The organism is Sphingomonas sp. LR59, assembly GCF_036855945.1.
Classification (GTDB): Bacteria; Pseudomonadota; Alphaproteobacteria; order Sphingomonadales; family Sphingomonadaceae; genus Sphingomonas.
In genome coordinates this window covers 139485-163941 of record NZ_JASPFL010000001.1, presented here as the reverse complement: position 1 = coordinate 163941, position 24457 = coordinate 139485, and the positions used below count along the sequence as shown (strand labels likewise).

The window sequence follows — 24457 nt, the reverse complement described above, 5'->3', positions numbered from 1 at the left end:
TTTGCCCTCGCGCGGTGCCGCTGTATAGCGCCCCTCACGATGTTGCAAAGCCACAACCCCTCAGGCGGGCCCGCAGGCGGCCCTGCCCCTGCCCCGATCGATCGACCGATCGTGCTCGTCGGGCTGATGGGCGTCGGCAAGACCACCGTCGGCCGACGGCTCGCGTTGCGCATGAACCTGCCGTTCGTCGACGCCGACCACGAGATCGAGGCGGCTTCGGGCATGACCGTCGCCGAGATCTTCGCCAAATACGGCGAGGAGTATTTCCGCGACGGCGAACGCCGGGTGATCGCGCGGCTGATCGACGGCACACCGAAAATCATCGCGACCGGTGGCGGCGCGTTCATCAACGACGACACGCGGGCGCTGATCTTACGCGACGCCATCTCGGTGTGGCTCAGTGCGCATCCCGACATCCTGGTCGAGCGCGTCGGGCGGCGCGATACGCGACCGCTGCTCCGCAACCGCGATCCGGGCAAAGTGCTCGCCGAACTGGCGCGCGTGCGCAACCCGATCTACGCGCAGGCGCACATCCATATCGTCAGCAACAAGACGCCGCACGAAGCGACCGTCGCCGCAATCCTGAGAGCGCTTGGCCGATGAAGACCGTTACCGTTGAGCTGGGTTCGCGGACCTACCCGATCCACATCGAAGCGGGAATTCTCGCGCGGGCTGGCGAATTTCTCGCCCCGCTCGCGAAGGGTCGGCGCGTAGCGATCGTCACCGACAAAAATTTATCAGTGCATCTGGCGACGTTGCAGACGTCGCTGACCGCGGCGGACATTGCGAGCGAGGCGATCGTCCTCGCGCCGGGTGAAGGCAGCAAGAGCTGGGCGACGCTGGAGACACTGTGCGACCGGCTGCTCGAACTCGGCGTCGAGCGCGGCGATCATGTCGTGGCGCTGGGCGGCGGCGTGATGGGGGATCTTGTCGGGTTCGCCTGCTCGATCCTCAAGCGCGGATGCAACTTCGTCCAGATCCCGACGAGCCTGCTCGCGCAGGTCGACAGCTCGGTCGGCGGCAAGACCGCGATCAACACGAAGGCGGGGAAGAACCTGATCGGCGCGTTCCACCAGCCGGCGATGGTGCTGATCGATCCGCAGGTGCTCGACACGCTGCCGCTCCGCGAACTTCGCGCCGGCTATGCCGAGGTCGTGAAATACGGGCTGATCGACGATTTCGCGTTCTTCGAATGGTGCGAGGCGAATGGCGCCGCATTGCTGGGCGGTGACATCGCCCTCCGCGAATATGCGATCGCCCACAGCGTGTCGGCAAAGGCGCGGATCGTCGCGGCGGACGAGCATGAAACCAACGGGACGCGCGCCCTGCTCAACCTCGGCCACACGTTCGGGCACGCGCTCGAGGCGGAGACCGGGTTCTCGCAGGCGCTGATCCACGGCGAAGGCGTAGCAGCGGGCTGTTCGCTGGCGTTCGGCTTCTCGGCCTCACAGGGCATCTGCTCGGACCAAGAGGCCGCGCGCGTGGCGGCACATTGGCGCGATGTCGGTCTTCCCGACGGGCTTGCCGCGGCGAAGATAGGCGCAAGCGGCGCCCGCCTCGTCGACCACATGCGCCACGATAAGAAGATGGCGGCTGGCACGCTACCCTTCCTGCTCGCGTGCGGGATCGGCCAGACGTATCTCGACAAGACGGTCGACCTCGCCGACGTCGAAACCTTCCTCGACGCGCAGCCCCGCTGATGCCCAACGGGATCGCCAAGCAGAATTTGCCGACCAAGGTCTGTCCGGCATGCGAGCGCCCCTTCACCTGGCGGAAAAGTGGGCGCGCGACTGGGACAGCGTGATCTACTGCTCAGACGCGTGCCGCAAGAAGCGGTGATGCGCGCCCGTCACACCGCGGTCGCGTGCGGATTGCCGACGTCGCTGTTGCGTCGGCCATAGACGAAATACAATAAAAATCCGGCGACGTTCCAGATCACGAACCGGACCAACGTCGAGGTCGGCAGGCTCGCGAGCAGATACAGGCAGCCGAGCACGGTCACCGTACCGACGACATAGGCCGCCGGGCAGCGGAACAGGCGGGGCAGTTGCGGCGCGGTCCGACGCAGGACCATCAGGCACACGCCGACCGAGATGAACGCGATCAGTGTCCCCGCATTGGCGAGTTCGGCGATCTCGTCGAGCCGGAAGAAGCCGGCGACCGCGGCGATCGACAGCCCGGTCAGCAGCGTGATCAGCGTCGGCGACCCGGTCCGCTTGCTGACCTTGGCGAGACCGCGCGGCAGCAAGCCATCGCGTGCCATCACGAAGAAGATCCGGCTCTGCCCGTACATCATCACCAGGATCACCGACGGCAGCGCGATCACTGCGGCCAGCGCGATGATCTGCGCGGCGAACGGCTGGCTCAACTGGCGCAGCACGAGCGCGAGCGGTTCGGGCGAATTGGCGAGCTGCGTGAACGGCAGCGCGCCGATCGCGCTGACCGCCACCGCCATGTAGATCACCGTGCAGACCAGCATCGAGCCGACGATACCGATCGTCAGGTCGCGCTTGGGGTTCTTGGTCTCCTCCGCCGAGGTCGCGACCGCGTCGAAGCCGTAGAAGGCGAAGAACACGATCGCCGCCGCCGCCATCACGCCCCTCTTGTGCCCGCCAAGCTCGGTCGAGCCGAAGCCGTACGGCATGAACGGGTGGAGGTTCTCGGCCTTGAACGCGGGCGCGGCGTAGACGACGAAGATCGTCAGCGCGACCAGCTTGATCAGCACCAGCACGATGTTGAGCGTCGCGCTCTGCCGCGTGCCGAGGATCAGCATTCCCATCACCGCGAGCGACACGAGCACTGCGGGCATGTTGACGATCCCGCCGCCATGCGGCCCGACTAAAAGCGCGTGCGGCAGGTGAATCCCCGCCGCCTCGATCCAGCCGACCAGATAACCCGACCAACCGACCGCGACGGTCGAACAGGCCAGCGAATATTCGAGAATCAGGCTCCAGCCCACTACCCAGGCGACACCCTCGCCGAGCGCCGTATAGCTGAAGGTATAGGCGCTGCCTGCGGCGGGGATCAGCGTCGCGAGTTCGGTGTAGGCGAGTGCCGCGCACGCGCAGATCACGCCGCAGATCACGAAGGCGAGGATAACGCCCGGCCCGGCGCGTTCCGCCCCGACGCCGACCAGTGTATAGATCCCGGTGCCGACGATCGCGCCCACCCCGAGCGCGATCAGATGCGGCCAGCTCAGCGTCTTGGCGAGGCTGTGCTCGCGGTTATGGGCAGACGATTCGAACGATTTACGCGGTCCAAACATTGCCCATCCCCTGTGATCTCTAGTCTCGGGCCGTGTCGAACTGCGCGCGCAGATCGGTCAGCGTCGATTGAATATGGCTGGTCAGCAGCGTCAGCATGCGATCGTCGTCGCGTGCGAGCCATGCATCGAGCAGCTGGCGGTGTTCCAGATGCGCGCGGTCCTCGCGCCCAGCCGGTCGAAGATGTGCGACGACGTAGCGCTCGGCGAGGATCGCCAGCCGCTCGACCATCTGCGTGGTCAGCAGGCGCCGACCCGGCCGGACCAGAGCGGTGTGGAACACGCGGTTGCGGATCGCGACTTCGGCCAGCCGCTCGCTCGCCGCGCTGTCGAGTTCCTCGAACGCGAGGATCGCGATCGCGCGGTCGTTGTCGTTCGCGACGGTCGATGCATAGGCGGCAGCCTGCGGCTCGATGCTGAGGCGCAGCGCGAAGATGTCGTCCGCCTCGTCCGCCGACATCGGCTGGACCGAATAGCCCCGGTTGGCGTGGCTGGTCAGCAGGCCCTCCTGCTCCAGCCGCGCCAGCGCCTCGCGCAACGGGATTTTGCTGACGCCGAGTTCGGTCGCCAGTGCATCCTGGCGGATCGCGGTATGGCCGGCGAGCTTGCCGGTGACGATCTGCTCGCGGACGATCTCGAACACCTGCTCGGACAGGGTGCGGACGACGATGCTCATGGATGGACGGCTCCGAAAACGGGATTACCGGGCCAGCATAGCCGAAATGTCATGAAACTTGGAAACCGTTCCAGAAACGATCGTCGCGATCGATCCAGATCGTGTTGAACCCGGTCGCGATCGCCGATCCCTCGATCGACGGGACGATCGCGGGGGTGTCACCGAGCGACGTTTCCGCCTCGACGCGGCCGATGAAGCGACTGCCGATATAGCTCTCGTGGACGAACCGGTCGCCGACCGCCAATCGCCCCTTGTCCGCCAGATGCGCGAGCCTTGCCGACGTACCGGTGCCGCACGGGCTGCGGTCGATCGCCTTGTCGCCGTAGAATACCGCGTTGCGACCGTCGGCTCCGTCTCCACGGGGCACGTCCGCCCACAGCACATGGCTGACGCCACGGATCGTCGGATCGAGCGGATGAACCGGCTCGAACTGTGCCCGCACCGCCTCGCGAACACGACCGCTGAGCGCGATGATCTCCGCCGCGCCGAGATCGTCGAGCCCGGTATAGCGCCCCTGCGGCTCGACGATCGCGTAGTAATTGCCGCCATAGGCGACGTCGATGCTGAGCGGACCGATCCCCTCGACATCCACCGCGATCCCGCGTGCCGCGACATACGCCGGCACGTTCGTGATCCGCACCGAAGTCACCTTCGCGCCCTCGGTTTCGTAGGCCACGTCGATCACGCCCGCGGGCACCTCGATCCGCAACCGGCCCGGTACGGCAGGCTGGATCAGCCCGTGTTCGAGCCCGAACGTCACCATTCCGATCGTGCCGTGCCCGCACATCGGCAGGCACCCGCTCGTTTCGATGAACAGGATGCCGATGTCGGTGTCGTCGCGCGTCGGCGGATAGAGGAACCCGCCCGACATCATGTCGTGCCCGCGCGGCTCGAAGCAGAGTCCGGTACGGATCCAGTCGAACCGGGTCATGAAATCCTGCCGCCGCTCCGACATCGACGCGCCCTTGAGCAACGGCGCCCCGCCCGCGACGAGGCGGACCGGATTGCCGGCAGTGTGGCCGTCGATGCAGAAGAAGGTGTGGCGCATCAGTTCGAGAGCGTCGGGCGCGTCGCCGCCGCCTTCTCGACCATCGCGATCACCTCGGCACGGCGTTCGCCGATCAGCGGATAGCGTGGCGGCAGGACGCGCTCGGAGCCGCGCCCCATGACCTGCTCGGCCAGCTTGATCGACTGCACCAGGTCATGCTCGGCATCGAGATGAAGCAGCGGCATGAACCAGCGATAGATCTCCATCGCCTTGGCGTGATCGCCGCGCGCGAAAGCGTTGACGAGCTCGACCGATTCCGGGGAAATGCGTTGGTCAGCCCCGAGACCCAGCCCTGCGCACCCAGATACAGCCCCTCGAGCGCGACGTCGTCGAGTCCGGCGAACAGCACGTAGCGATCCCCGAACGCGGTCTTCACGTCGGTGAAGCGCCGCGTGTCGGGCGCCGATTCCTTGACCGAGACGATGTTCGCGACATCGACCAGCGCGGCGAGCACGTCGTTGTCGATCAGCGTGCGATACGCTGGCGGGTTGTTATAGAGCATGATCGGCAGGCCGACCTGCTCGGCCACGCCCTTGAAATGTGCGACGAGTTCATGCGGCTTGGGCACATAGACCATCGGCGGCAACAGCATCAGGCCGTCCGCGCCGGCCTTCTCGGCTGCCTGTGCGTAGCGCACCGCGCGCCGCGTGTCGTATTCCGACACGCCGGTGATGACCGGTACGCGGCCGTCGACCGCTTCGACGATCGCGGTGAGGACTTCGACCTTTTCATCATAGTCGAACGAGTTATTTTCACCGACCGTGCCGAGCGCGATCACCCCGGTCACGCCGTCGCGGATCAGGTCGTCGACGACGCGCTGCGTGTCGGCGAGATCGACGCTCATGTCCTCGCGGATCTGCGTCGTTACGGCCGGAAATACGCCCTTCCATTCGACAGACATTCGGTATCGACCTTCCTGCGTTTCAATATATATACCGTATACGAAATCGATCAGTGCGGTGCAACAGGAGAAATGGGTTGAAAACGATCGGCATCGTGGGAGGCGGCGTAGTCGGCCTCAGTTGCGCCGTCGCGCTGCTCGATCGCGGGTATGGCGTGAGTGTGTTCGAACGCGACACCGATTACAACGCCGCATCCTGGGGCAATGCCGGGCACATCGCGGTCGAACAGGTAGAGCCGCTCGCCTCCCCCGCCGCGCTGCGATCGGTGCCGAAGCGACTGTTCAGCGCGGGTGGTGCGCTCGCGCTGCCGCCGTCGATGGCAGCGCAATGGCTGCCGTTCGCCGCACGGCTAACCGCGGCGTCGACACCGGCGAAGTTCGCGGCAGGAACGGCCGCGCTGACCCCCTTGCTCGCCGGCGCGATGCCAGCGTGGCGCGATCTGGTTGAAGCGCTCGACGCCCCTGATCTGCTGCGGGAAGACGGCCACATCGTCGTCTGGGATTCGGCCGCGAGCGCACGGACCGGCCGGCAGCGCTGGTCGCAAACCGCGATCGGAACGGCACGGATCATCGATGCCGAGCCTGCCTTGCTGGACCGACTGGGCTTCCTCGCCGATCCGGTCGGCGGCGCGATTCGCTTCACCGGCAGCGGCCAGATTACTGAACTGCGCCAGCTTGCGACGACGCTTGAGGCCGCGGTCGAAGCCCGGGGTGGCCAGATCGTCCGCCAGGCGGCGCGATTGGTGGAAGACGCCGATCGGATCGTTATCGCCGGACATTATGTCGATCAGGTGCTGGTAACCGCAGGCGTCCGCTCCCGCGCGCTGCTCGAACTGCTCGGCTACCGCGTGCCGATGATCGCCGAGCGCGGCTATCATATCCGCGCGCGTGCCGATGGCTGGCCGGCCGACCTGCCGCCGGTCGTGTTCGAGGACCGCTCGATGATCGTCACGCGCTATGCCGAGTGCGTGCAGGCGGCGAGCTTCGTCGAACTCGGCGATCCCGACGGTCCGCCCGATCCGCGCAAATGGGACCGGTTGGAACATCACGTCCGGTCGCTAGGCCTGCCGATCGAGGGGCCGTTCACGCGTTGGATGGGGGCCAGGCCGACGCTGCCCGACTATCTCCCCGCGATCGGCCGCTCGACGCGTCACGTAAATCTCGCTTATGCGTTCGGTCATCAACATCTCGGGCTGACGCTCGCGCCGGTGACCGCGATGCTCGTCGCGGCGATGTTGGCAGGAGAAACTCCGGCGGTGCCGCTCGCGCCGTTCGACCTCGACCGTTTCGGCAAAAAGGACCTCACGCATGACCATCGGCGGATCTTCGATAGCCGACGAACTCGCGACCATCGCTCCTTGGGCAGACCGCGCGCCGCGCATCACGTCGGCGGAGCGTACCGCGCGTCTCGACAAGGCGCGCGCACTGACCGAGGCGGCGGGCGCCGATGCGCTACTGATCGCTGCGGGTGCGAGCCTGCGCTATTTCGCGGGTATCCCTTGGGGTGCGACCGAGCGGCTGGTGGCGTTGCTGCTGCCGGTGAAGGGCCAGCCGATCCTGATCTGTCCGCGGTTCGAACAGGGCTCGCTGGAGGCCGCGGTCGAGATCGACGCCGATCCGCGTCTCTGGGAAGAGGACGAGAGCCCGTATGCGCTAGTGGCGGACGCGGTAGCTGGCCGGCTACTGCTCGACCCGCAACTTCCCTACGGTATGGCGAGCGCGCTCGCTGCCACGCGGCTGGACGTCGCCGACGGCGCGGCGGTGATCGACGCCTGCCGGATGATCAAGAGCCCTGCCGAGCTCGCGCTGCTACGCCAAGCCAAGGCGATGACGCTCGACATCCAGCGCCGCGCCGCGCGCATCCTCCACCCCGGCATCGCCGCCAGCGCGGTGATCCGCTTCATCGACGACGCACACCGAGCGATCGGCTCGTCGGGCTCGTATTTCTGCGCCGTCCAGTTCGGTCGCGCGACCGCGTTTCCGCACGGCCTGCCCGGCGATCAGCTGCTCGAGGAGGACCAGCTCGTGCTGATCGACACCGGCTGCCAGGTCGAGGGCTATCATTCCGACATCACGCGGACCTATGCGTTCGGCAACGTCGGCGACGAAGCGCGCGCGATCTGGGACATCGAGCATGAGGCGCAAGCCGCCGCGTTCGCCGCGGTCCAGCCGGGCGTGCCGTGCGAGGCGATCGACGCCGCCGCCCGCGCGGTGCTGGAGAAAGCCGGGCTCGGCCCCGACTACCGCCTCCCCGGCCTGCCGCACCGCACCGGCCACGGCATCGGCCTGTCGATCCACGAACCCGCCTATCTCGTTCGCGGCGACCGCACGCCGCTGGCTCGGGGGATGTGCTTCTCGAACGAGCCGATGATCGTCGTGCCGGACCGCTTCGGCATTCGCCTAGAGGATCATTTCCACGTCACCGACACCGGCGCCGCCTGGTTCACCGAACCGCAGCCCTCGATCGACCGCCCGTTCGGCTAACGCAGGATACCCCGCTCTCCGTCATCCTGGGCTCGACCCAGGATCCAGAGCCACGCAAGCCAGCGTTCGTGGCTCTGGATCCCAGCTTTCGCTGGGATGACGGGGCGAAGATAACGGGGCCGGGATGATGGGGAGCCCGCCTTCACTCCTCGTCGGGATACGGCCCCTTACCACCCGCCGCGATCAGCTCATCCGTACGCGCCTCGATCACCGGCACCGGCACCGATCCCATCTCGAGCATCGCATCGTGGAACGCACGGATGTTGAACTTCGCGCCGAGCTTGTCCTGCGCCTTCTTACGCGCGGTCTGGAATGCGATCTGCCCCATGTAATAGGACAGCGCCTGCCCCGGCCACGCGATGTAGCGATCGACCTCGGTTTCGATCTCGTGGTTCGACAGCGCGGTATTGTCGTGCAGATAGTCCTGCGCCTGCTTCCGGCTCCAGCCCTTGGCATGGATGCCGGTATCGACCACCAGCCGCGCCGCGCGCCACGCCTGATAGCTCAGCATCCCGAACAGGTCGTACGGCGTCTCGTACATCCCCATGTCCTCGCCGAGCGTCTCGCAATACAGCGCCCAGCCCTCGCCATAGACCGACAGATACGTGTCGCGCCGGAACGAGGGCAGGGTCTTGTTCTCGGACGCGAGCGGCATCTGGAACGCGTGTCCAGGCGCGCTTTCGTGCAACGTCAGCGCGACCTGCGAATAGAAGGGTCGCGATGGCAGGTCGTAGGTGTTGACCAGATAGATCCCCGGCCCGCCGCGACCGCCGGTGTAGAACGGCGCGATGTCGGCAGGCACCGGCTTGATCGCGAACCGGCTGCGCGGCAGATGCCCGAACCACGACGACGCCTTGCCGTCGAACGTCTTGGCGATCCACGCCGCGCGGTACAGCAGCTCGTTCGGCGTCTTGGGATAGAATTGCGGATCGGTGCGCAGGTGATTGAAGAACGCCTGCAGATCGCCCTGGAACTTCACGCTCCGCATCACGCCGTCCATCCGGCCGCGAATCTTGGCGATCTCGGCGAGCCCGAGCGCGTGGATCTGTTCGGGCGTGATATCCTGCGTGGTGTATTCGCGGACCTTCGACAAATAATAGGCCTTGCCGTCCGGCAGGTCGTACGCCGCCAGCCCCTCGCGGGCGTGCGGGATGTAATCGGTGCGGAGGAATTTCAGCAGCGTCGCATAGGCCGGTGCGACCGACTGCGAGATCGCCGCCGCGCCTTCCGCCCTCAGCGCAGCCTGATCGGCGGCGGGGATCGTCGACGGGAAGGCCTTGAACGGCTCGTAGAACGGCGAGTCCTGTGGCGTCTTCGCTTCGGCCACCTGCGCGACGCCGTTGTCGCGCCCCGTCAGAGTCACCCGCGCCGGCGTGAATCCGCGCGCGAGCCCGGCGCGCATGTTGCCGGTCTGCTGGTCGAAATAGCGCGGAATCTGGCGCATGACGGCGATATAGTCGCGATAGTCCTTCACCGACTTGAAAGTGCCGCGCGCGCTCTCGGCGACGTCTCCCCAGAAGCTCGTATCCGCGGTCAGCGGCTTTTCGTAATCGCGGAAGCGCTGCTCGGCGAGCAAGGCGTCGATCTGTTGCGCATAGACCGCATAATTGACGCGATTGGCAGGCGAGAGCGTCGCCGATGAGATCGCAGTCAGTTGCCGCGATACGTCGGTCCACCGCGCGAGCCGCTCGGCCTGCGCCTTGGGGCCGACATCGGGGAGGCGCGGCGGGGCGGTCGGGTTGTCCTCGCCCTGCGCGAACTGGAGTTGTCGCCACGCATATTCCGCCGTGTAGAGCGCCTTGAACCGCGCATCCGCCGACGTCGCCACGGCCGATTTCGGAGTTTTTGGAGGCACCGCCCCCACCGCCGTCGAGCCCAGCGCGAGCAACAGGATCAAAGCCTTCATCGTCATTCTCCTGGAACCAGCGCCATGATGTCGCGGTACAGGGCTGCGGGTATCACCACACCCTCGGTCACACTCCGCGCCCGCGCCGCGTACCGGCGCTGCGACGGCAGGCGAGCGCCCTGCGCCTCGATCGCCCCGAACATCGCTTCCGCCCGCGCAAGGTGCTCGGCGACCGCATCGCCGAGGAACCCGACCGGATCGATCGCGATGATCAGTTCGCCCCCGATCGGCGATCCACCGCGCGCAGCATCGGCGTCGAGCGACTCCCGGCTGGTCATGTCGCCGATCAGCGGCCCGGCGAGCAGCTCGACCATCGCCGCCAGCGCCGAACCCTTGTGCCCGCCAAACGTCCGCATCGCACCGTTCAGCACCGCCGCGGCCTCGGTCGTCGGCTGGCCATCCGCATCATAGCCCCAGTCGTCGGGAACAGCCTTCCCCGCGCGCCGGTGCAGTTCGATCTCACCCCGCGCGACCGCACTCGTTGCAAAGTCGAACACAAAGGGATGCCCACCAGGCCGCGGCCAGCCGAACGCGATCGGGTTGGTCCCGAACACGGGTTCGGTGCCCCCGCCGGCGCGACCCAGGCATGGCTGGGCGTGACCGCGAGCGCGACCAGCCCGTCCTCCGCCAGCGCCTCGACCTCCGGCCACAACGCCGCGAAATGCACCACGTTGTTCAGCGCCATAGCGGCGATCCCATACGCGCGCGCCTTCTCCGCCAACCGTTGCCGCCCGCGCGCGAACGCGAGTTGCGCGAACCCGCCGCCGCCATCGACCCGCACGAGCGCGCGCGCCGGCTCGCTCACCACCGGCTCGGCATCGAGCGCAACGACACCCTTGGCGATGCTGTTCGCCGCGACCAGCAGCCGGTAGATGCCGTGGCTCGCGCAGCCATCGCGCTCGCCCGCGACCATCGTCTCCGCCACCGCCTCGGCATGCGGACGCGACAGGCCAGTCCCGAGCAGGACTTTACGCGCAAGCCCCCGCACCTCGTCGAGCGTCATTGGTACGTCTTCGCTCATGCGGTTGCGCCTGGCTTGGCAGCCACCATCCGCACCCCGAACACCGGCCCGGCCGACGACCGGTCATGCGGCACGAACCGTATCTTCACGCTCGCCTTGCCCTTGGTCAGCCCGATCGGCAGCGGATATTCGACATCGAAGAACTTGCCCGGCTGGTCCGCCTCGAGATGCTGCGTGGCGACCTTCACGTTATCCACGAGGATGTCGAAATCGCGCGCGCGCTCGTCGCCCCAATAGGTCGCCTGCACCACCAGCGGCCCCGGCCGCGTCTTCATCGCGAACTCGAAATATCCGCCCGACCGCGCATCGCGCCCGTTCCGCCCGCGATAGCTGACCGGATAGGAGATTTCCGACGTCAGCGCATGATCGCGCTCGGGCTGCATCTCGCCGAGGTGCATCACGTCGACCGACCGCGCAGCGAGATCCTTCAGCCGCGCCTGCTCGGTCAGGAACGCCGCCTCCTCGGTCTTCCACGCGGTCTCGCTGAAGCGCTTGAAATACACCGCGCTGCGCCGGTCATACTGGCTGTAGAACGGCACGAAATTGAGGTCGGCGGGCCGGATGATGCCGCGCGTGGCATAGCGTGCAGCGGCGCCAGCCGTCGGCGTGAACGCCGCGAGCAGATCCGCGCCGACCATCGCCGGATCCGCCTGCTCCCATTTCGCCTCGGTCGGCCCGAGATCGGCGGCCATCACCATCGGCCCGCGCAGCACCGCGACCGTATCGACATCGCCTGGCGCACTTTCCAGCCGCAGGTCGAGCGGCACGCTGATCGCGACCACATCCCCCGCCTTCCACCGCCGCTCGACGATCGCATAGCCCTTCGCCAGCACCGGCTCGACCGCCGCGCCGTTGACCGTCACCGTCGCACGCCCATTCGCCCAGCCAGGCACGCGCAGCGCGATCGGAAACCGCCCCGGCCTGGCGAGCTTGGTCAGCGTCAGCCGCGATTCCGGCTCGAACGGATAGCGCGTATCGAGCCTGAGCACCGCCCCCGCGCCTGCCACCGCGCCTCCGCCGGGATGTAGAGATTGACCAGCAGCGTATCGCCGCCCTCCCAGAAAATCGCCTCGCCGTGCTTGGCATGACTCTCCATCCCCGTACCGACGCAGCACCAGAACGCGTCGTCCTTCGGCGTCGAATATTCGCGCGCGGTGCCCGTCATCAGCGGCGTCATATAGGTGAAGCCGGCAGTCTTCGGGTCCTGCGCCGCCATGATGTGGTTCAGGTGCGCCCGCTCGTAATAGTCGAACATCGCGCCGTCCGGTGCCCAACCATAGAGCTGCTGCGTCAGCTTCAGCATGTTGTAGCTGTTGCAATGCTCGCAGGTCTGCTCGGTGATGTGGTTGGCGATGCTGTCGGGGCCGGAGAAATACTCGCGGTCGGCATTGCCGCCGATCACATAGCTGTGATGCTGCGTGACGGTCGTCCAGAAGAACCGCGCGGCGTTCGCGGGCGCGGGCTTGCCGTTCAATTCGTGAATCCGCGCCAGCCCGACCAGTTTCGGTACCTGCGTATTGGCGTGGAAGTTCGCCAGCTTGTCCTCGCCCGCGACCATCGGATCGAGCATCTTGCGGTCGTACAACCGCTCCGCCACGTCGAGCCATTGCTTGTTCCCGGTCCGCGCGGACAGTTCGGCATAGCTCTCGTTCAGCCCGCCATATTCGCACCCGAGCAAAGTCTGCATCTGCGCATCGTCGAGCGCAGCGAACACTTTCGAAAAATAGGTCGCCAACCCGGTCGCGACAGTCAGCGCCTGCGTGTTGCCCCACGCGGCGTGCACGTCGAGCAGCCCCGCGAACACCTTGTGCACGGTATACAACGGCGACCACGACCCGTTGAGATCGAACCCGCCCGACTTGATCTCGCCGCGCATCACCTCGGGGAAGATCTCCTCGCCATCGACGATCGTGCCGTCCTTCCGCTTGCGCCCCAGCGCGCCGACATAGCCGGTGCCGCGCTTCGCCTGCGCCCGCGCCAGTTCTGCAACGATGTAATCGGCGCGCGCGCGACACTCGGTATCACCGGTCTGTGCGTGCATCAGCACCAGCGCGGTCAGATAATGACCGAGCGTATGCCCGGCGATCGTGTCGCTTTCCCACCCGCCATAGAGCGGCGCCTTTGCAGGCAGCCCGGCATAGACCATGAAGTTATGCAGCAACCGATCCGCGCTCAACCGCAGCAGATACGCGCGATTGACCTCGACCGCGGTCGCGTAGGCGGACGGGAGCAAGCGCACCGCGGACAACGGCAAAGGCTTGGCCTTGGTCGGGAGCAGCGTCGGCCCCCTGCCAGTCGCCCCCTTGCCAAACGCCTGTTCGCCCACCGACAACAGCGCCACCGCCGTCGTCCCCATCAATACATCCCGGCGGTTTGCGAACATCTTTATCTCCATTCGGATATCGTATACTATACTTCCAGAGAAGTGGTGCAAGCGCCATTTCGCACCCACCGTCGAGCCCGAGCGAGCCATCAATGACCGCATTCCGCCCCGTCCTCGCGCTCCTCCTGCTCGGCACCGCGACGCTGCCCGGGTATGCGGAACCTAAGCCTGCCAAGACCGCCAAGCCAAGCTACCGCCCGATCGCGCAGACCGCGCTTCGCACCCCCGCCTTCCGCCTCGCGCTCCGCACCGACACGCAGACGCTCGCCCGGCTCTCGCCCGCCGCCGAGCCGGGTTTCGACTTCGTCCCCGGCGCGCGCGAGGCCGAGCGCGCCGCCGACGGCTATGTCCATATTGGCGACATCCACCTCCGTGTGCGGCAATCCGGCGGCGCCTGGACCGACTTCGCCTCCGCGCAGCACCGCAAGGCGATCCGCCGCCTGCCCGCGACCGGCGCGACGCTCGCCGCCGCCGACATCACCGCCTCGCTCGGGACCGCCAGCCCGTTGCGCGTCGAGCGCCGCTGGATCGACGACCACGGCGTCCTCGCGCTCCGCTTCACGCTGACCAACACGACGACCGCCCCCGTCGAGATCGGCGCGCTCGGGCTGCCGATGGTGTTCGACAACATCATCACCGACCGCAGCCTCGAACAGGCGCATGCGCAGGCGAGCTTCGTCGATCCGTATATCGGCCGCGACGCCGGCTACCTCCAGGTCACCCGGCTCAACGGCGCGGGTCCGGCGCTGCTCGTGCTCCCCGAAAAGGGCACGCCGCTCGAAGCCTACCGCCCGATCCTCGAAGCCGCCAAGGCGCCCAAGGGCGACATCTTCACCGACCGCAGCAAGCGCGGCCAGACCTCCGAAGGCTTCTACGACTGGACCGTCGCCAGCAAAGCCTTTGCCGAGAAGGAATGGGCGAAGGCCGGCGAGCAATGGAACGTCCCGACCAGCTTCACGCTCGCCCCCGGCGCGGCGCGCACGATCGGCGTCCGCTTCGTCACCGCGCCGTCGATCGCGGCCATCGAGGACACGCTCGTCGCCAACCACCGCCCCGTCGCGGTCGGCATCCCCGGCTACGTCGTTCCGACCGACCAGGAAGCCTCGCTGTTCCTCAAGCCGCCGCAACCGATCGCCAAGATCGAAAGCTTCCCCGCGGGCGCACTCGTCGCGACACCGGCGGCGAGCGCGAAAGGCTGGGCACGCTACACCGTCCGCAGCAAGGGCTGGGGCCGCGCGAGCCTCGCCATCACCTATGCCGACGGCAGCGTCCAGACGGTCAGCTATTACATCACCAAGCCGCTCGACCAGACGATGGCCGATCTCGGCCGGTTCTCGACGACGAAGCAATGGTATGAGGACAAGGCCGACCCGTTCGGCCGCAACCCCGCGATCCTCACCTACGACCGCGAGGCCGGTAAGATGGTCACGCAGGACCCGCGCGTCTGGATCTCGGGGATGAGCGACGAAGGCGGCGCGGGCAGCTGGGTCGCGGCGATTTCAAAGCAGCTCGACAACCCCGACCCCGCGGAGATCGCCAAGCTGCAACGCCTGGTCGACGAGACGATCCAGGGCGACCTGCAAGTCCCCGACGGGCCGCACGCCGGCGCGGTGCGGAAGAGCCTGTTCTATTACGACCCCGCCGCGCATCCCGGCTATTACGATCCGACCGTCGACTGGAAGACCTGGACGTCCTGGTCGAAGAAGGACGCGGGCGATCTCGGCCGCGCGTACAATTACCCGCACGTCGCGATCGGCCACTGGGTGCTGTACCGCGTCGCGCGCAATCACCCCGGCCTGGTCACCGCGCATCCGTGGCGCTGGTACCTCGACCACGCGTACCAGACGACCACCGCGATGATGCGCGACGCGCCCTATTACACGCAGTTCGGGCTGATGGAGGGCGACGTGTTCGTCGACATCCTCAAGGACCTGAAGCGCGAGGGCCTGACCGCTGAGGCGACCGAAATGGAGCGCCTGATGAAACGGCGTGCCGACCACTGGCGCACGCTCCGCTACCCATTCGGCAGCGAGATGGCGTGGGATTCGACCGGCCAGCCCGAGGTCTACGCCTGGATGCGCTATTTCGGCTATCAGCCGCAGGCCGACGTGACGCGGAAAGTGATCCTCGCCTACGACCCGACGATCCCGAGCTGGGGCTATAACGGCAACGCACGGCGCTATTGGGATTTCCTCTACGGCGGCAAATACCCGCGGATCGAACGCCAGCTCCACCATTACGGCTCGACGCTCAACGCCGTCCCGCTGTTCGATGCCTACCGCGCCGACCCGACCGATCTGCGGCTGCTCCGCATCGCCTATGGCGGCATGATGGGCGGCATCACCAACATCGACCGCGACGGCTTCTCGTCGGCCGCGTTCCACTCCGCGCCCGACATGATGAAATGGGACCCGTATAGCGGCGACTACGGCATGGGCTTCTACGGCCACGCGATCACCGCCGCGAGCTATCTGGTGAACGACCCGACCTTTGGCTGGCTAGGCTTCGGCGGCAATGTGGACCAGGCGGCGGGTGCGGTCAGCATCACCCCGAAGGACGGCGCCCGCACCCGCCTGTTCATCGCCCCCGCCGGGTTATGGATCACACTGGAAGCTGGGAAGATCGCGCGTGCGACGTATGTGCCGACGACGGGGGCGGTCACGCTGACGCTCGATGCGGCGACGAGGATCAATCCGGTAGCGCGTCTCTTCGTAGAGACGACTACCAAGACCGGCCGCCCTTACACGGTAACGGGAGCGCAGATCGAACGCGGCGGCTACACCGCACCGCTGAGATCGACATCGACAGACCTCAGCCTCTCACCTCAATAGTCAGAACACCACCCCGGCGGAGGCCGGGGCCCAATTGGAGAGGTCACCGTGACGAAGGACCGTCCACAGTCAGCGACGTCCCCCAATTGAGCCCCGGCCTCCGCCGGGGTGGGACGTTGAGGGGCATGTATCTCAGTCTGCCCTCACTTGACCCCATTCCACTCCGGCACGGCTTCCCCAGCCAGCTCCCGAACGAAAAACCCGAACTGCCGCCGCGCGACATAGTCGATCGGTCCGGTCGATCGCCCAACGCTATGCTCGCCGCCTGGCACCACCAGCAGCTCGAAATCCTTGTCCGCGCGGATCAATGCGTCGGCGATCTGCATCGTCGAGGTGGGGTCGACGTTGCTGTCCTGCTCGCCGACGATCATCAGCAGCTTGCCGGTCAGTTGCGCGGCATGATCGACGCCCGATGCCGCGGCATAGCTCGCGTCGACCGGCCAGCCGAGCCACTGTTCGTTCCAGCTGATCTTGTCCATCCGGTTGTCGTAGCAGCCCGCATAGGCCACCCCGACCTTGTAGAAATCGCCGTGGAACAGCAGCGCGTTCAGCGTACTCTGCCCGCCCGCCGACGCGCCATAGATCCCGACCCGGTCGATATCGTAGGACGGATCCTTCGCCGCCATCGCGCGGTGCCACGCGATCCGGTCCGGAAAGCCCGAGTCCGCGAGGTTCTTCCACGCGACGTCGTGGAACGCCTTCGAGCGGTTGGCGGTCCCCATCCCGTCGATCTGTACGACGATGAAACCAAGATCGGCCTGCTCCTGCATCCCGACGACCTTGTCCCCGCCGGAATGAAAGCCGAACGGCCAATATTGCTTGGGCACGAAGCTGTCGTGCGGTCCCGCATAGATGTTCTCGATCACCGGGTATTTCTTGCGCGGGTCGTAGTCGCGCGGACGAACGACGACGCCCCAGATGTCGGTCCTGCCGTCACGGCCCTTGGCAACGAACACCTCGGGCGGCCGAAACCCCGCTGCGCGCAACGCGCTGTCGTCGCCCTTGGTGATCGTCGCGACCAGCGCGCCGTCGCTCGACCGGCGCAGTTCGCTGACCGTAGGCAAGTCGACGCGCGAATAGGTGTCGACATACTGCGTCCCGTCCGGCGAGAACCGCACGTCGTGATCGGCCTTGGCCGGCGTCAGCGCGGTCAGGTGGTGGCCATCGAAATCGATCCGGTAGACGTGGCGGAAATACGGGTCCTCGCCCGCGTTCATCCCGCTCGCCGCAAACACGATCTGGCGCTTGGCGTCGTCGACAGCGACCACGTCGCGCACCACCCAGTCCCCGGTCGTAATCCGGTTTTTACGGCCCCGGTGCGGCCGTCGATCAGGTACAGATGGTTCCAGCCATCGCGCTCGGACGCCCAGACGATCTCGCGGCCATCCGCGCCGACCTCGTGCGCATAACGGCGATCGGCATAGACGAACGTCTTCGCATCCTCGGTCACCGCGGCGTGCGCAACGCCCGTGTCGGCTTCGACCGCGATGACGCGCGCCTGCCCGAAACCGCGTCGGACATAGTCGAATGCCACGCTCCGTCCGTCGCCCCGCCAGCGCGGCGCGGACAGTTCGTACGGGTTGGCAAACAGCGCGTCGTCGATCACCGTCTGCCGCCGGGTGGCGACGTCGAACAGCACCGGCCGCTCCTGGTCGATTGCGTCGCCGGGCTTCGGATAAAGCTGGCTCTGCAATTCCGGCTGGAGCTGATCGCGCGGCGACGATTCCACCCGCAATACCCGCCGCTGATAGCCCGGCTTGACCCGATAAATCATGATGTGGCGGCTGTCCGGCGACCAGCGCAGCGTCTCCGGATCGTAAAAATCGCCCGCGCTTCCATCGACGCTGAGCGGCACGACAACCGCATCGCCGGACTTGCGCACGACGAGGTTGTCGCCCTGTACGAACGCCGTCCATTTCCCATCGGGCGAAACCTTCGGACTATTGTCCGCCGGCACCGCCATGTCGCGCACCACGCCGAATCCGCGCGGTCGGCTGCGATCGACCGCCGCCTCGCAGCGATAGACGACGATCCCGCACTGCCAGCGCGTCTCGTCCAGCGAGAACGCGATCGCCTTGCCATCCTCCACGTAGTCGAATTCGGCGAACGGCAGATGCATCGGATCGACCGCATCGTGCCGCGCATCGCCCAGCGCCGCCGCGAGCTTGGCCGTATCGAACGCGGGTGACTTGGCGAGCGTCTTCGCATCCACCGTCTCGAATGCAAACCCGCCCGCCACCGTCTTGCGATAGGAAAAGCGACGCCCGTCCGGCGTCCAGCGCGCGGGCCACGCCACGTCGCGCGTCAGATCCTGCCACGCCCGGCGCAGTCCGATCGATCGCCGGAACGCGGCTTCGTCGGGCGCGGCCTGCGCCGCCGCCGAAGCACACAACAGGATCAGCGCGAGCGCCCGCGACGAACGACGTGCAGTCATCGGATATCCTTGGTCAGACCGATGAGCGGCAGCATCGCCGGCGCGAGGCCGTCGCCACGCGCCTCCAGCCGGATCGGCCCGCCCTTCGCACCCGCCTGCACCAGCGCCATGCACAAGCCGTTGAACGCAGAGCGCGACGTCGCATGATCGGGCTCCAGACTCCGCGGATCGCCATTGCCGACGCCGAGCAGCTTGGCATCACCTGTCAGCGCGAACGTCACGCGATCCGACGCCGTCGGCATCTCGCGGCGTTTCGCATCGAGGATCGCGACCCGCACCACCGCGACCTCGCCCGGCGCCAGTTGCCGCCGATCGCTCGACAGCCCGATCCGTGCCGCCGCCCCGGTCGTCTCGCGCACCGCGTGCATCACGCGCTTGCCGCCGCGATACCCGTGCGCCTCGATCCGCCCCGCCGCATAGGGCACCTGCCATTCGAGATGTTTGTTCTTCACCACCGCCTGCCGCCCGAGGCTCCGCCCGTTCAGGACCAGTTCGACCGCCTCGCAGTTGCTGTGCACCCACACCGATACCGGCTGGCCCTCGCACCCCGCCCAGTTCCAGTGCGGGAACAGGTGCAGCACCGGCTCGCCGCTCCACCACGCGCGGTAGTAAAAGTAATTGTCCTTGGGGAAGCCGCACAGGTCCATCTGGCCGAAGTTCGAGACGTTCTCGGGCCAGCGCTCGAACGGGGTCGGTTCGCCACGATAGTCGAACCCGGTCCATACGAACCCACCGCTCAGGAACGGCCGCGCGTCGTAGAAACTCCACCATTTTTCCGCAGTCGTCGCCCATTTGGGAAATTCGCGGTCGTAGGCGGGCACGAAGCCCGCCTTGTCATCCCGCGCATATTCGCCGCGGGTCATCACCGTGCTGCCCGTCTCCGTACCGATCATCGGCATGTCGGGGTGCGCGGCGTGGTACGGATCGATCGCGTCGAGGTAATAATTGCACCCCATCACGTCGAGCACGCGCGACGCGCCCTCGCCGAACTTGCCGTTGAACGCCTCCGTCACCGGCCGCGTCCCGTCGAGTTCGTATACCTTGCGCTTCATCGTCTCCGCGATCCGCGCGCCGGTCTCGGTACCGCGGTGGATCTCCTCGTTGCCGATGCTCCACAGGATGATGCTCGGATGATTGCGCCCCTGCCGCACCATCCGTTCGAGCTGCCCCAGCCCCTCGGCATTGCTCGACATCTGCCGCGTCTCGTCGATCATCAGGATGCCCATCCGGTCGCACGCAGCGAGGATCGCGGGCGACGGCGAATGATGCGTCGAGCGATACGCGTTGCTGCCCATCGCCTTCAGTTGTTCGAGCCGCCAGACTTGCAGACTGTCGGGCACCGCAAAGCCGACGCCGGCATGATCCTGATGGTTGCAGGTGCCCTTGATCTTGATCGGCTTGCCGTTGAGAAAAAAGCCGTGCGTCGCGTCGAACCGGATCGTGCGGATACCGAATGTGCACGCGTCGCGGTCGACCACCACGCCGTCGACCAGGATCTCGCTGACCAGCGTGTAGAGGTGAGGCGTCTCAAGCGACCACAGCGCAGCCGTAGCAATGCGCGTGTCCTGCGCCGCACTCGCTTTCCCCCAGGCCGGCAAGTCCAGCGGGTCCGCAAACAGCACCGCGACCGTCTTCCCGTCCGGCCCGACCACCGTGGACCGCACGCGCGCACTGGCGGCGGGACCGTCATTGTCGATCTCGGTCGACACCCGCACGATCGCGCCATCCGAGCCGACCGAGCAGCGCACGGTCGCCCCCCATCGCCGGACATGCACAGGCGCGGTCTTCACCAGTCGCACGTCGCGGTAGAGCCCCGCCCCCTCGTACGACCACGCCTCGCCCAGGCTCACGTCGCAGCGGATGACGAGCACATTGTCCTCGCCCGGCCTGGCAAAGTCGGTGACGTCTATCTCGAACGGCGCATAGCCGCTCTCGTTCGATCCCACGACGAAACCGTTGAGGATGACGATGCAATCGCGCGCCACGCCGTCGAACTGGAGCAGCAACCGCCGCCCCGCGTCCGCCTTGGCCAGCGTGAGCACGCGGCGATACCAGCCGACGCTGGTCGCCGGCCACATCCGCCCGACCGGCTTGAACCCCTGGAACGATCCGGTGCGGTCCGCCTCGCTCCCCGCTGGCCCGAATTGTTCGAACGGCAGGTCGACCGCCCAGTCGTGTGGCAGCGTCACCGCCTCCCATGTGCTGTCGTCGAATTTCGGTTCGGCGACCGGCGTGCCGACATCGCCCGACTTGCCATACGTGTCGTGCGAGCGACCGAAGCCGAAATCCTTCGACGGATCGCTCGCGTGGCCAAGGTGGAACCGCCAGCCGGTCCCTAGCGACACGATCTCGCGCGTACTGGCCGTCGAGATCGTTCCGACCGCCCCGATCGGCACGGCCGGAACGATCGCGGCAAGCGCGGTCACGCCGCCCGTCTTCAAAACGTCGCGGCGGACCAGGTTCGTCATAGCGCTATCCCAGCGTCAGAAGTTCACCGTCGCGCCGACGAAGAGCGTGCGGCCCAGCACGTCATACACGCCGGGATAGGTGTTGCCGTTGCCAAACGACGACAGGATGCCCGAGGCGATCGCCGGCGGATCCTTGTCGAACAGGTTGTTGACGCCGGCACGAAGCTGGAGCCCCTCGCCGACCGCGACCGTGCCTGCGAGATCGATGTAGTTATATGCCGAGATCTTCCGATTGATCACGCTCGGCGTCCCCGCGAGAAAGGTGTTGTCCGACAGCGACGACAATTTGACCTGGTCGATGTGCCGCCACGACACCGACACGCTCGCGCCCTGCGGCATCTGCCATGTGGTGCGCATCACGTGCCGCCACTTCGGGTTGGGCTGACCACAGGTGTACCCGAACAACCCCTTGCAGTCATAGCTGCCCAGCCCCTTCAGCGGCTCGGATACCTGCGAGATCAGCCGCGTGCCGACCATGTTGAGGTTGAGCTTGCCGAGCGCGCCGATCCCCAGCGTGTAATCGGCGGTGAGATCGATCCCCGACGTCTTGAGCGACCCGGTGTTGTACGTGGTCGACACGATATAGCCGTTGCTGCCGAACAGCGCGCCCGACCGCGGATCGCGCGTGAACAGCCCGCAATAGAACGGATCGCTCGCTGCGACGCACTGGCTGATCGCGAGCGACGGATCGACCGAGCTGATATAGTCCTTCACCTTGATGTGGTAATAATCGACCGACAGCGTGAAGTTGCGCACCATCCGCGGCGTCAGCACCATGCCGAGCGTATAGGTGTCGGCCTTTTCAGGCTTCAGCGCAGAATTGCCGCCATATTGCGCCGAGCACGTATCCGACGGGCACTCGACGATGTTGCCATATTGCGCCTGCGTCACGCCGGTCAGGCGGCAGATATCGAGCGAGGCGGTGGGCGACGTCCCCGAACACGGATCCTGTGCGGAGACGTTGCCGATCGAGCGCGAGCCGAACAGCTCGCCGATGTTCGGCGCACGGATCGCCCGGTTATAGCTGAAGCGGAACCGCGCATCCTTGACCGGCGCCCAGCTTGCCTCGCCCTTGTAGGTCCAGACGTTGTATTGCGACTTCAACCCGGTCGACTGCTGGCTGTTGCGATACGCGGAATAGCGCAGGCCGCCGTTGAGCGTCAGTTCGTGCGCGAACGGCAGGTCCTGCAGGATCGGGATCTCGATCTCGCCATAGCCTTCATTGACGGTGATGCGGCCATCCGAATTGGTCGTGCCGCCCTGCTGCGCGATCGCGTCCGCGGTGAAGTTGAGCGTCTCGCGACGATGCTCGCCGCCCAGCGCGATGTTGACGCCGCGCTTCGCCCAGGGGCTGGAGATGCCGAACGTCCCGAGGTCGCCATTCACGTTCGCGGACATCACGTCCAGCACGTTGCGCGACGCGGTGTTGCTCTCCGAAAACAGGTACGCGCCCTGCGCATCGGTGATCGCGTTCGCCTGGAACACGTTGATCGGCACGCACGCCGGGTCGCTGCCATCGATGACCGAGCGACAGGTCGGAACCCCGCCGACGTTGACCACGTCGAGCGCACGCTGCGCCTTCACATTGTCGACGTTGTTCAGATACGTCTCGTTGTAGCGCACCAGGGAATGCAGATAGTTGACGTCGTAGCGGAAGCCGTGACCGAGATCGCCGCGGACACCTGCGGAATAGCGATAGTCCTGATGGCGCAGATCGTCGCGACGCGACTGGCCCGAGCCGAGGCGATAACCGATCAGCGTGTCCTGCGTCGCGTTCGTCCCCGCCGCCGCGCCGCACAGCGACTGCTGCTGCGACGCGCTCATCAGCGGGTTGTTGCAGGGGACGGTGAAGGTGGTGCCGAGGAACAATGCGGACGGTGCGACCTGCGAGAAGGTGTGATCCTTCATATACATGAAGCTGCCATAGACTTCGGCGATCGGTGCGATCTCGAACTTAGCAAACGCGCCGCCGGTGATGCGCTCGTCGGAGCGCTGGAAGTAGTTGGTCGGTGCGTAATTGTACGCATAGGCCGAGGTGTAGGGCACCCAGGTCTGCGTACCGTTGGCGTTGTTGGTGAGCGTCCTGCCCGAATTGGGCCCGCCGAGCGGCACGAACGTTCCGATCGGCGTGTTGCTCGATCCGCCGCAGATGAAACCATTGCCCGCCGCATCCGACGGGTTGAGCGCGCAGGCGGAGACATCGCGGTTCGCCTGGAGCACCGGATCGGTGTGACGATAGCCGCCATAGACGGTGATGTTGCCGCGCCCGTTCGCGAAATTCTTGCCGTACGCCGCGTTCAGATCCTGCTTGCCGCCATCGGCGACGCGGCCCGGCGCGTTTGCATAGCCACGCGTGGTGAGGACGTTGCGCACCCCGCTGTTGTCGTTGGTGTGCAACCCAAGCCCGGACTGGACGTCGATCCGCAGCCCGTCGAGATGATCCTTCAGCACGAAGTTGACGACGCCCGCGACCGCGTCCGAGCCGTAGACCGCGGACGCGCCGCCGGTCACCACGTCGACCCGGTCGATCAGCGCCGACGGCACGAAGTTCAGATCGATCGCCTGTTGCGGCATCAAGCGCTGGCCGTTGAGCAGGATCAGCGTGCGGTTCGAGCCCAGGTTGCGCAGGTTGATGTTGGCGGTGCCGTCCGACCCGTTCGAGACGTTCTCGTTCGCGTCGGCGGTGAACTGCGGCAGGCGGTTCAGCACGTTCTCGACGTTGACCGCGCCCTGATACTTGATCTCCTGGTCCGTTACCGAGGTGATAGGACTGTTGCTGGCCAGATCGGGGCGGCGGATGCGCGTACCCGTGACCACGATGGCGTCGTCTGCGCCCGCTTCGGCGCTTGGCTGCGGCACGGGCACGACCTGCGCATAGGCACTCGACGAGAGCAGCATCGCGACCATCGCGCCCAAGCTCGACCGATTACGAAGTTTTCCGACCAAAAATGTCATGAGTGCCCGCGCCCCTGTTTGGATGTTGCGCGCAATCCATCACGTCACCGAGTTTATGTCAAATATAATATACGATATCCTATATTCA

14 protein-coding genes and 4 pseudogenes are annotated in these 24457 nt (G+C 66.4%); 6 read left to right on the top strand and 12 right to left on the bottom strand.

The window, feature by feature from the left end; translation table 11 throughout:
• Positions 1–39: 39 nt before the first annotated feature.
• From QP164_RS00750 to QP164_RS00740, 3 genes and pseudogenes are all read left to right on the top strand, one after another.
• Entirely contained in the window at positions 40–603 is a 564-nt protein-coding gene (locus QP164_RS00750; RefSeq protein ID WP_132897648.1) for a shikimate kinase, read from the top strand.
• On the top strand, positions 600–1700 hold the full coding sequence (aroB, locus tag QP164_RS00745; protein WP_333921810.1) for a 3-dehydroquinate synthase: 1101 nt from the start codon (positions 600–602) through the stop codon (positions 1698–1700). The genes QP164_RS00750 and aroB overlap by 4 nt, the downstream gene beginning before the upstream one ends.
• A pseudogene (locus QP164_RS00740) lies at positions 1700–1839 on the top strand (DUF2256 domain-containing protein). The gene aroB and the pseudogene QP164_RS00740 overlap by 1 nt, the downstream one beginning before the upstream one ends.
• A gap of 10 nt (positions 1840–1849) precedes the next feature.
• Here QP164_RS00740 and QP164_RS00735 read toward each other — a convergent pair.
• The 4 genes and pseudogenes from QP164_RS00735 to QP164_RS00720 all read right to left on the bottom strand — a co-directional run bounded on the left by QP164_RS00735 (position 1850) and on the right by QP164_RS00720 (position 5887).
• Complete coding sequence (locus tag QP164_RS00735) at positions 1850–3265, bottom strand: amino acid permease (protein WP_333921809.1); 1416 nt, start codon at positions 3263–3265, stop codon at positions 1850–1852.
• 19 nt (positions 3266–3284) lie between these two features.
• Positions 3285–3938 (bottom strand): GntR family transcriptional regulator, encoded by a 654-nt coding sequence (locus tag QP164_RS00730; protein WP_333921808.1) that lies wholly within the window; start codon positions 3936–3938, stop codon positions 3285–3287.
• A 49-nt stretch (positions 3939–3987) separates the two neighbouring features.
• A complete protein-coding gene (locus QP164_RS00725) occupies positions 3988–4986 on the bottom strand; it encodes a 4-hydroxyproline epimerase (RefSeq protein WP_333921807.1) in 999 nt (332 codons plus the stop codon).
• Positions 4986–5887 (bottom strand): annotated as a pseudogene (locus QP164_RS00720) (dihydrodipicolinate synthase family protein). The gene QP164_RS00725 and the pseudogene QP164_RS00720 overlap by 1 nt, the downstream one beginning before the upstream one ends.
• Before the next feature lie 53 nt (positions 5888–5940).
• On the opposite strand from QP164_RS00720, the pseudogene QP164_RS00715 reads away from it, so the two are divergent.
• Both QP164_RS00715 and QP164_RS00710 read left to right on the top strand, forming a co-directional pair.
• Positions 5941–7062: pseudogene (locus tag QP164_RS00715) on the top strand (NAD(P)/FAD-dependent oxidoreductase); the annotation flags it as partial.
• Positions 7063–7195: 133 nt separating this feature from the next.
• On the top strand, positions 7196–8371 hold the full coding sequence (locus QP164_RS00710; RefSeq protein WP_333921806.1) for a M24 family metallopeptidase: 1176 nt from the start codon (positions 7196–7198) through the stop codon (positions 8369–8371).
• A 142-nt stretch (positions 8372–8513) separates the two neighbouring features.
• On the opposite strand, the gene QP164_RS00705 is transcribed toward QP164_RS00710, so the two are convergent.
• From QP164_RS00705 to QP164_RS00690, 4 genes and pseudogenes are all read right to left on the bottom strand, one after another.
• Positions 8514–10277: a DUF885 domain-containing protein gene (locus tag QP164_RS00705; protein ID WP_333921804.1), complete on the bottom strand. Its 1764-nt coding sequence runs from the start codon at positions 10275–10277 to the stop codon at positions 8514–8516.
• 2 nt (positions 10278–10279) lie between these two features.
• Positions 10280–11298, bottom strand: a pseudogene (locus QP164_RS00700) (Ldh family oxidoreductase).
• A complete protein-coding gene (locus tag QP164_RS00695; protein ID WP_333921803.1) occupies positions 11295–12287 on the bottom strand; it encodes a DUF6805 domain-containing protein in 993 nt (330 codons plus the stop codon). Before QP164_RS00695 ends, QP164_RS00700 begins: the two are co-directional and overlap by 4 nt.
• Positions 12239–13681, bottom strand: a complete 1443-nt coding sequence (locus QP164_RS00690) for a beta-L-arabinofuranosidase domain-containing protein (protein ID WP_333921801.1) — start codon at positions 13679–13681, stop codon at positions 12239–12241. Before QP164_RS00690 ends, QP164_RS00695 begins: the two co-directional genes overlap by 49 nt.
• Positions 13682–13773: 92 nt before the next feature.
• Between QP164_RS00690 and QP164_RS00685 the strand changes: the two genes are divergently transcribed.
• The gene (locus QP164_RS00685; RefSeq protein ID WP_333921800.1) at positions 13774–16512 is read left to right on the top strand and encodes a DUF5695 domain-containing protein; all 2739 of its coding nucleotides are present in this window, start codon (positions 13774–13776) and stop codon (positions 16510–16512) included.
• Between the two features lie 143 nt (positions 16513–16655).
• On the opposite strand, the gene QP164_RS00680 is transcribed toward QP164_RS00685, so the two are convergent.
• From QP164_RS00680 to QP164_RS00665, 4 genes are read right to left on the bottom strand one after another with little or no spacing between them, the layout of a single operon-like run.
• Positions 16656–17789, bottom strand: a complete 1134-nt coding sequence (locus QP164_RS00680; RefSeq protein WP_333921799.1) for a prolyl oligopeptidase family serine peptidase — start codon at positions 17787–17789, stop codon at positions 16656–16658.
• Positions 17726–18946: a DPP IV N-terminal domain-containing protein gene (locus QP164_RS00675; protein ID WP_333921798.1), complete on the bottom strand. Its 1221-nt coding sequence runs from the start codon at positions 18944–18946 to the stop codon at positions 17726–17728. The genes QP164_RS00680 and QP164_RS00675 overlap by 64 nt, the downstream gene beginning before the upstream one ends.
• The gene (gene galA, locus QP164_RS00670; protein ID WP_333921797.1) at positions 18943–21414 is read right to left on the bottom strand and encodes a beta-galactosidase GalA; all 2472 of its coding nucleotides are present in this window, start codon (positions 21412–21414) and stop codon (positions 18943–18945) included. Before galA ends, QP164_RS00675 begins: the two co-directional genes overlap by 4 nt.
• 15 nt (positions 21415–21429) lie before the next feature.
• Complete coding sequence (locus QP164_RS00665; protein WP_333921796.1) at positions 21430–24369, bottom strand: TonB-dependent receptor; 2940 nt, start codon at positions 24367–24369, stop codon at positions 21430–21432.
• Between the last annotated feature and the right edge of the window lie 88 nt (positions 24370–24457).

Bases quoted from the DNA above. Each gene is read 5' to 3' on its own strand.
- QP164_RS00735 (WP_333921809.1), bottom strand. From the start codon at position 3,265: ATGTTTGGACCGCGTAAATCGTTCGAATCGTCTGCCCATAACCGCGAG.
- QP164_RS00710 (WP_333921806.1), top strand. From the start codon at position 7,196: ATGACCATCGGCGGATCTTCGATAGCCGACGAACTCGCGACCATCGCT.
- QP164_RS00705 (WP_333921804.1), bottom strand. From the start codon at position 10,277: ATGAAGGCTTTGATCCTGTTGCTCGCGCTGGGCTCGACGGCGGTGGGG.
- QP164_RS00750 (WP_132897648.1), top strand. From the start codon at position 40: ATGTTGCAAAGCCACAACCCCTCAGGCGGGCCCGCAGGCGGCCCTGCC.
- QP164_RS00690 (WP_333921801.1), bottom strand. From the start codon at position 13,681: ATGTTCGCAAACCGCCGGGATGTATTGATGGGGACGACGGCGGTGGCG.
- galA (WP_333921797.1), bottom strand. From the start codon at position 21,414: ATGACGAACCTGGTCCGCCGCGACGTTTTGAAGACGGGCGGCGTGACC.
- QP164_RS00730 (WP_333921808.1), bottom strand. From the start codon at position 3,938: ATGAGCATCGTCGTCCGCACCCTGTCCGAGCAGGTGTTCGAGATCGTC.
- aroB (WP_333921810.1), top strand. From the start codon at position 600: ATGAAGACCGTTACCGTTGAGCTGGGTTCGCGGACCTACCCGATCCAC.
- QP164_RS00665 (WP_333921796.1), bottom strand. From the start codon at position 24,369: ATGACATTTTTGGTCGGAAAACTTCGTAATCGGTCGAGCTTGGGCGCG.
- QP164_RS00685 (WP_333921800.1), top strand. From the start codon at position 13,774: ATGACCGCATTCCGCCCCGTCCTCGCGCTCCTCCTGCTCGGCACCGCG.
- QP164_RS00725 (WP_333921807.1), bottom strand. From the start codon at position 4,986: ATGCGCCACACCTTCTTCTGCATCGACGGCCACACTGCCGGCAATCCG.
- QP164_RS00675 (WP_333921798.1), bottom strand. From the start codon at position 18,946: ATGACTGCACGTCGTTCGTCGCGGGCGCTCGCGCTGATCCTGTTGTGT.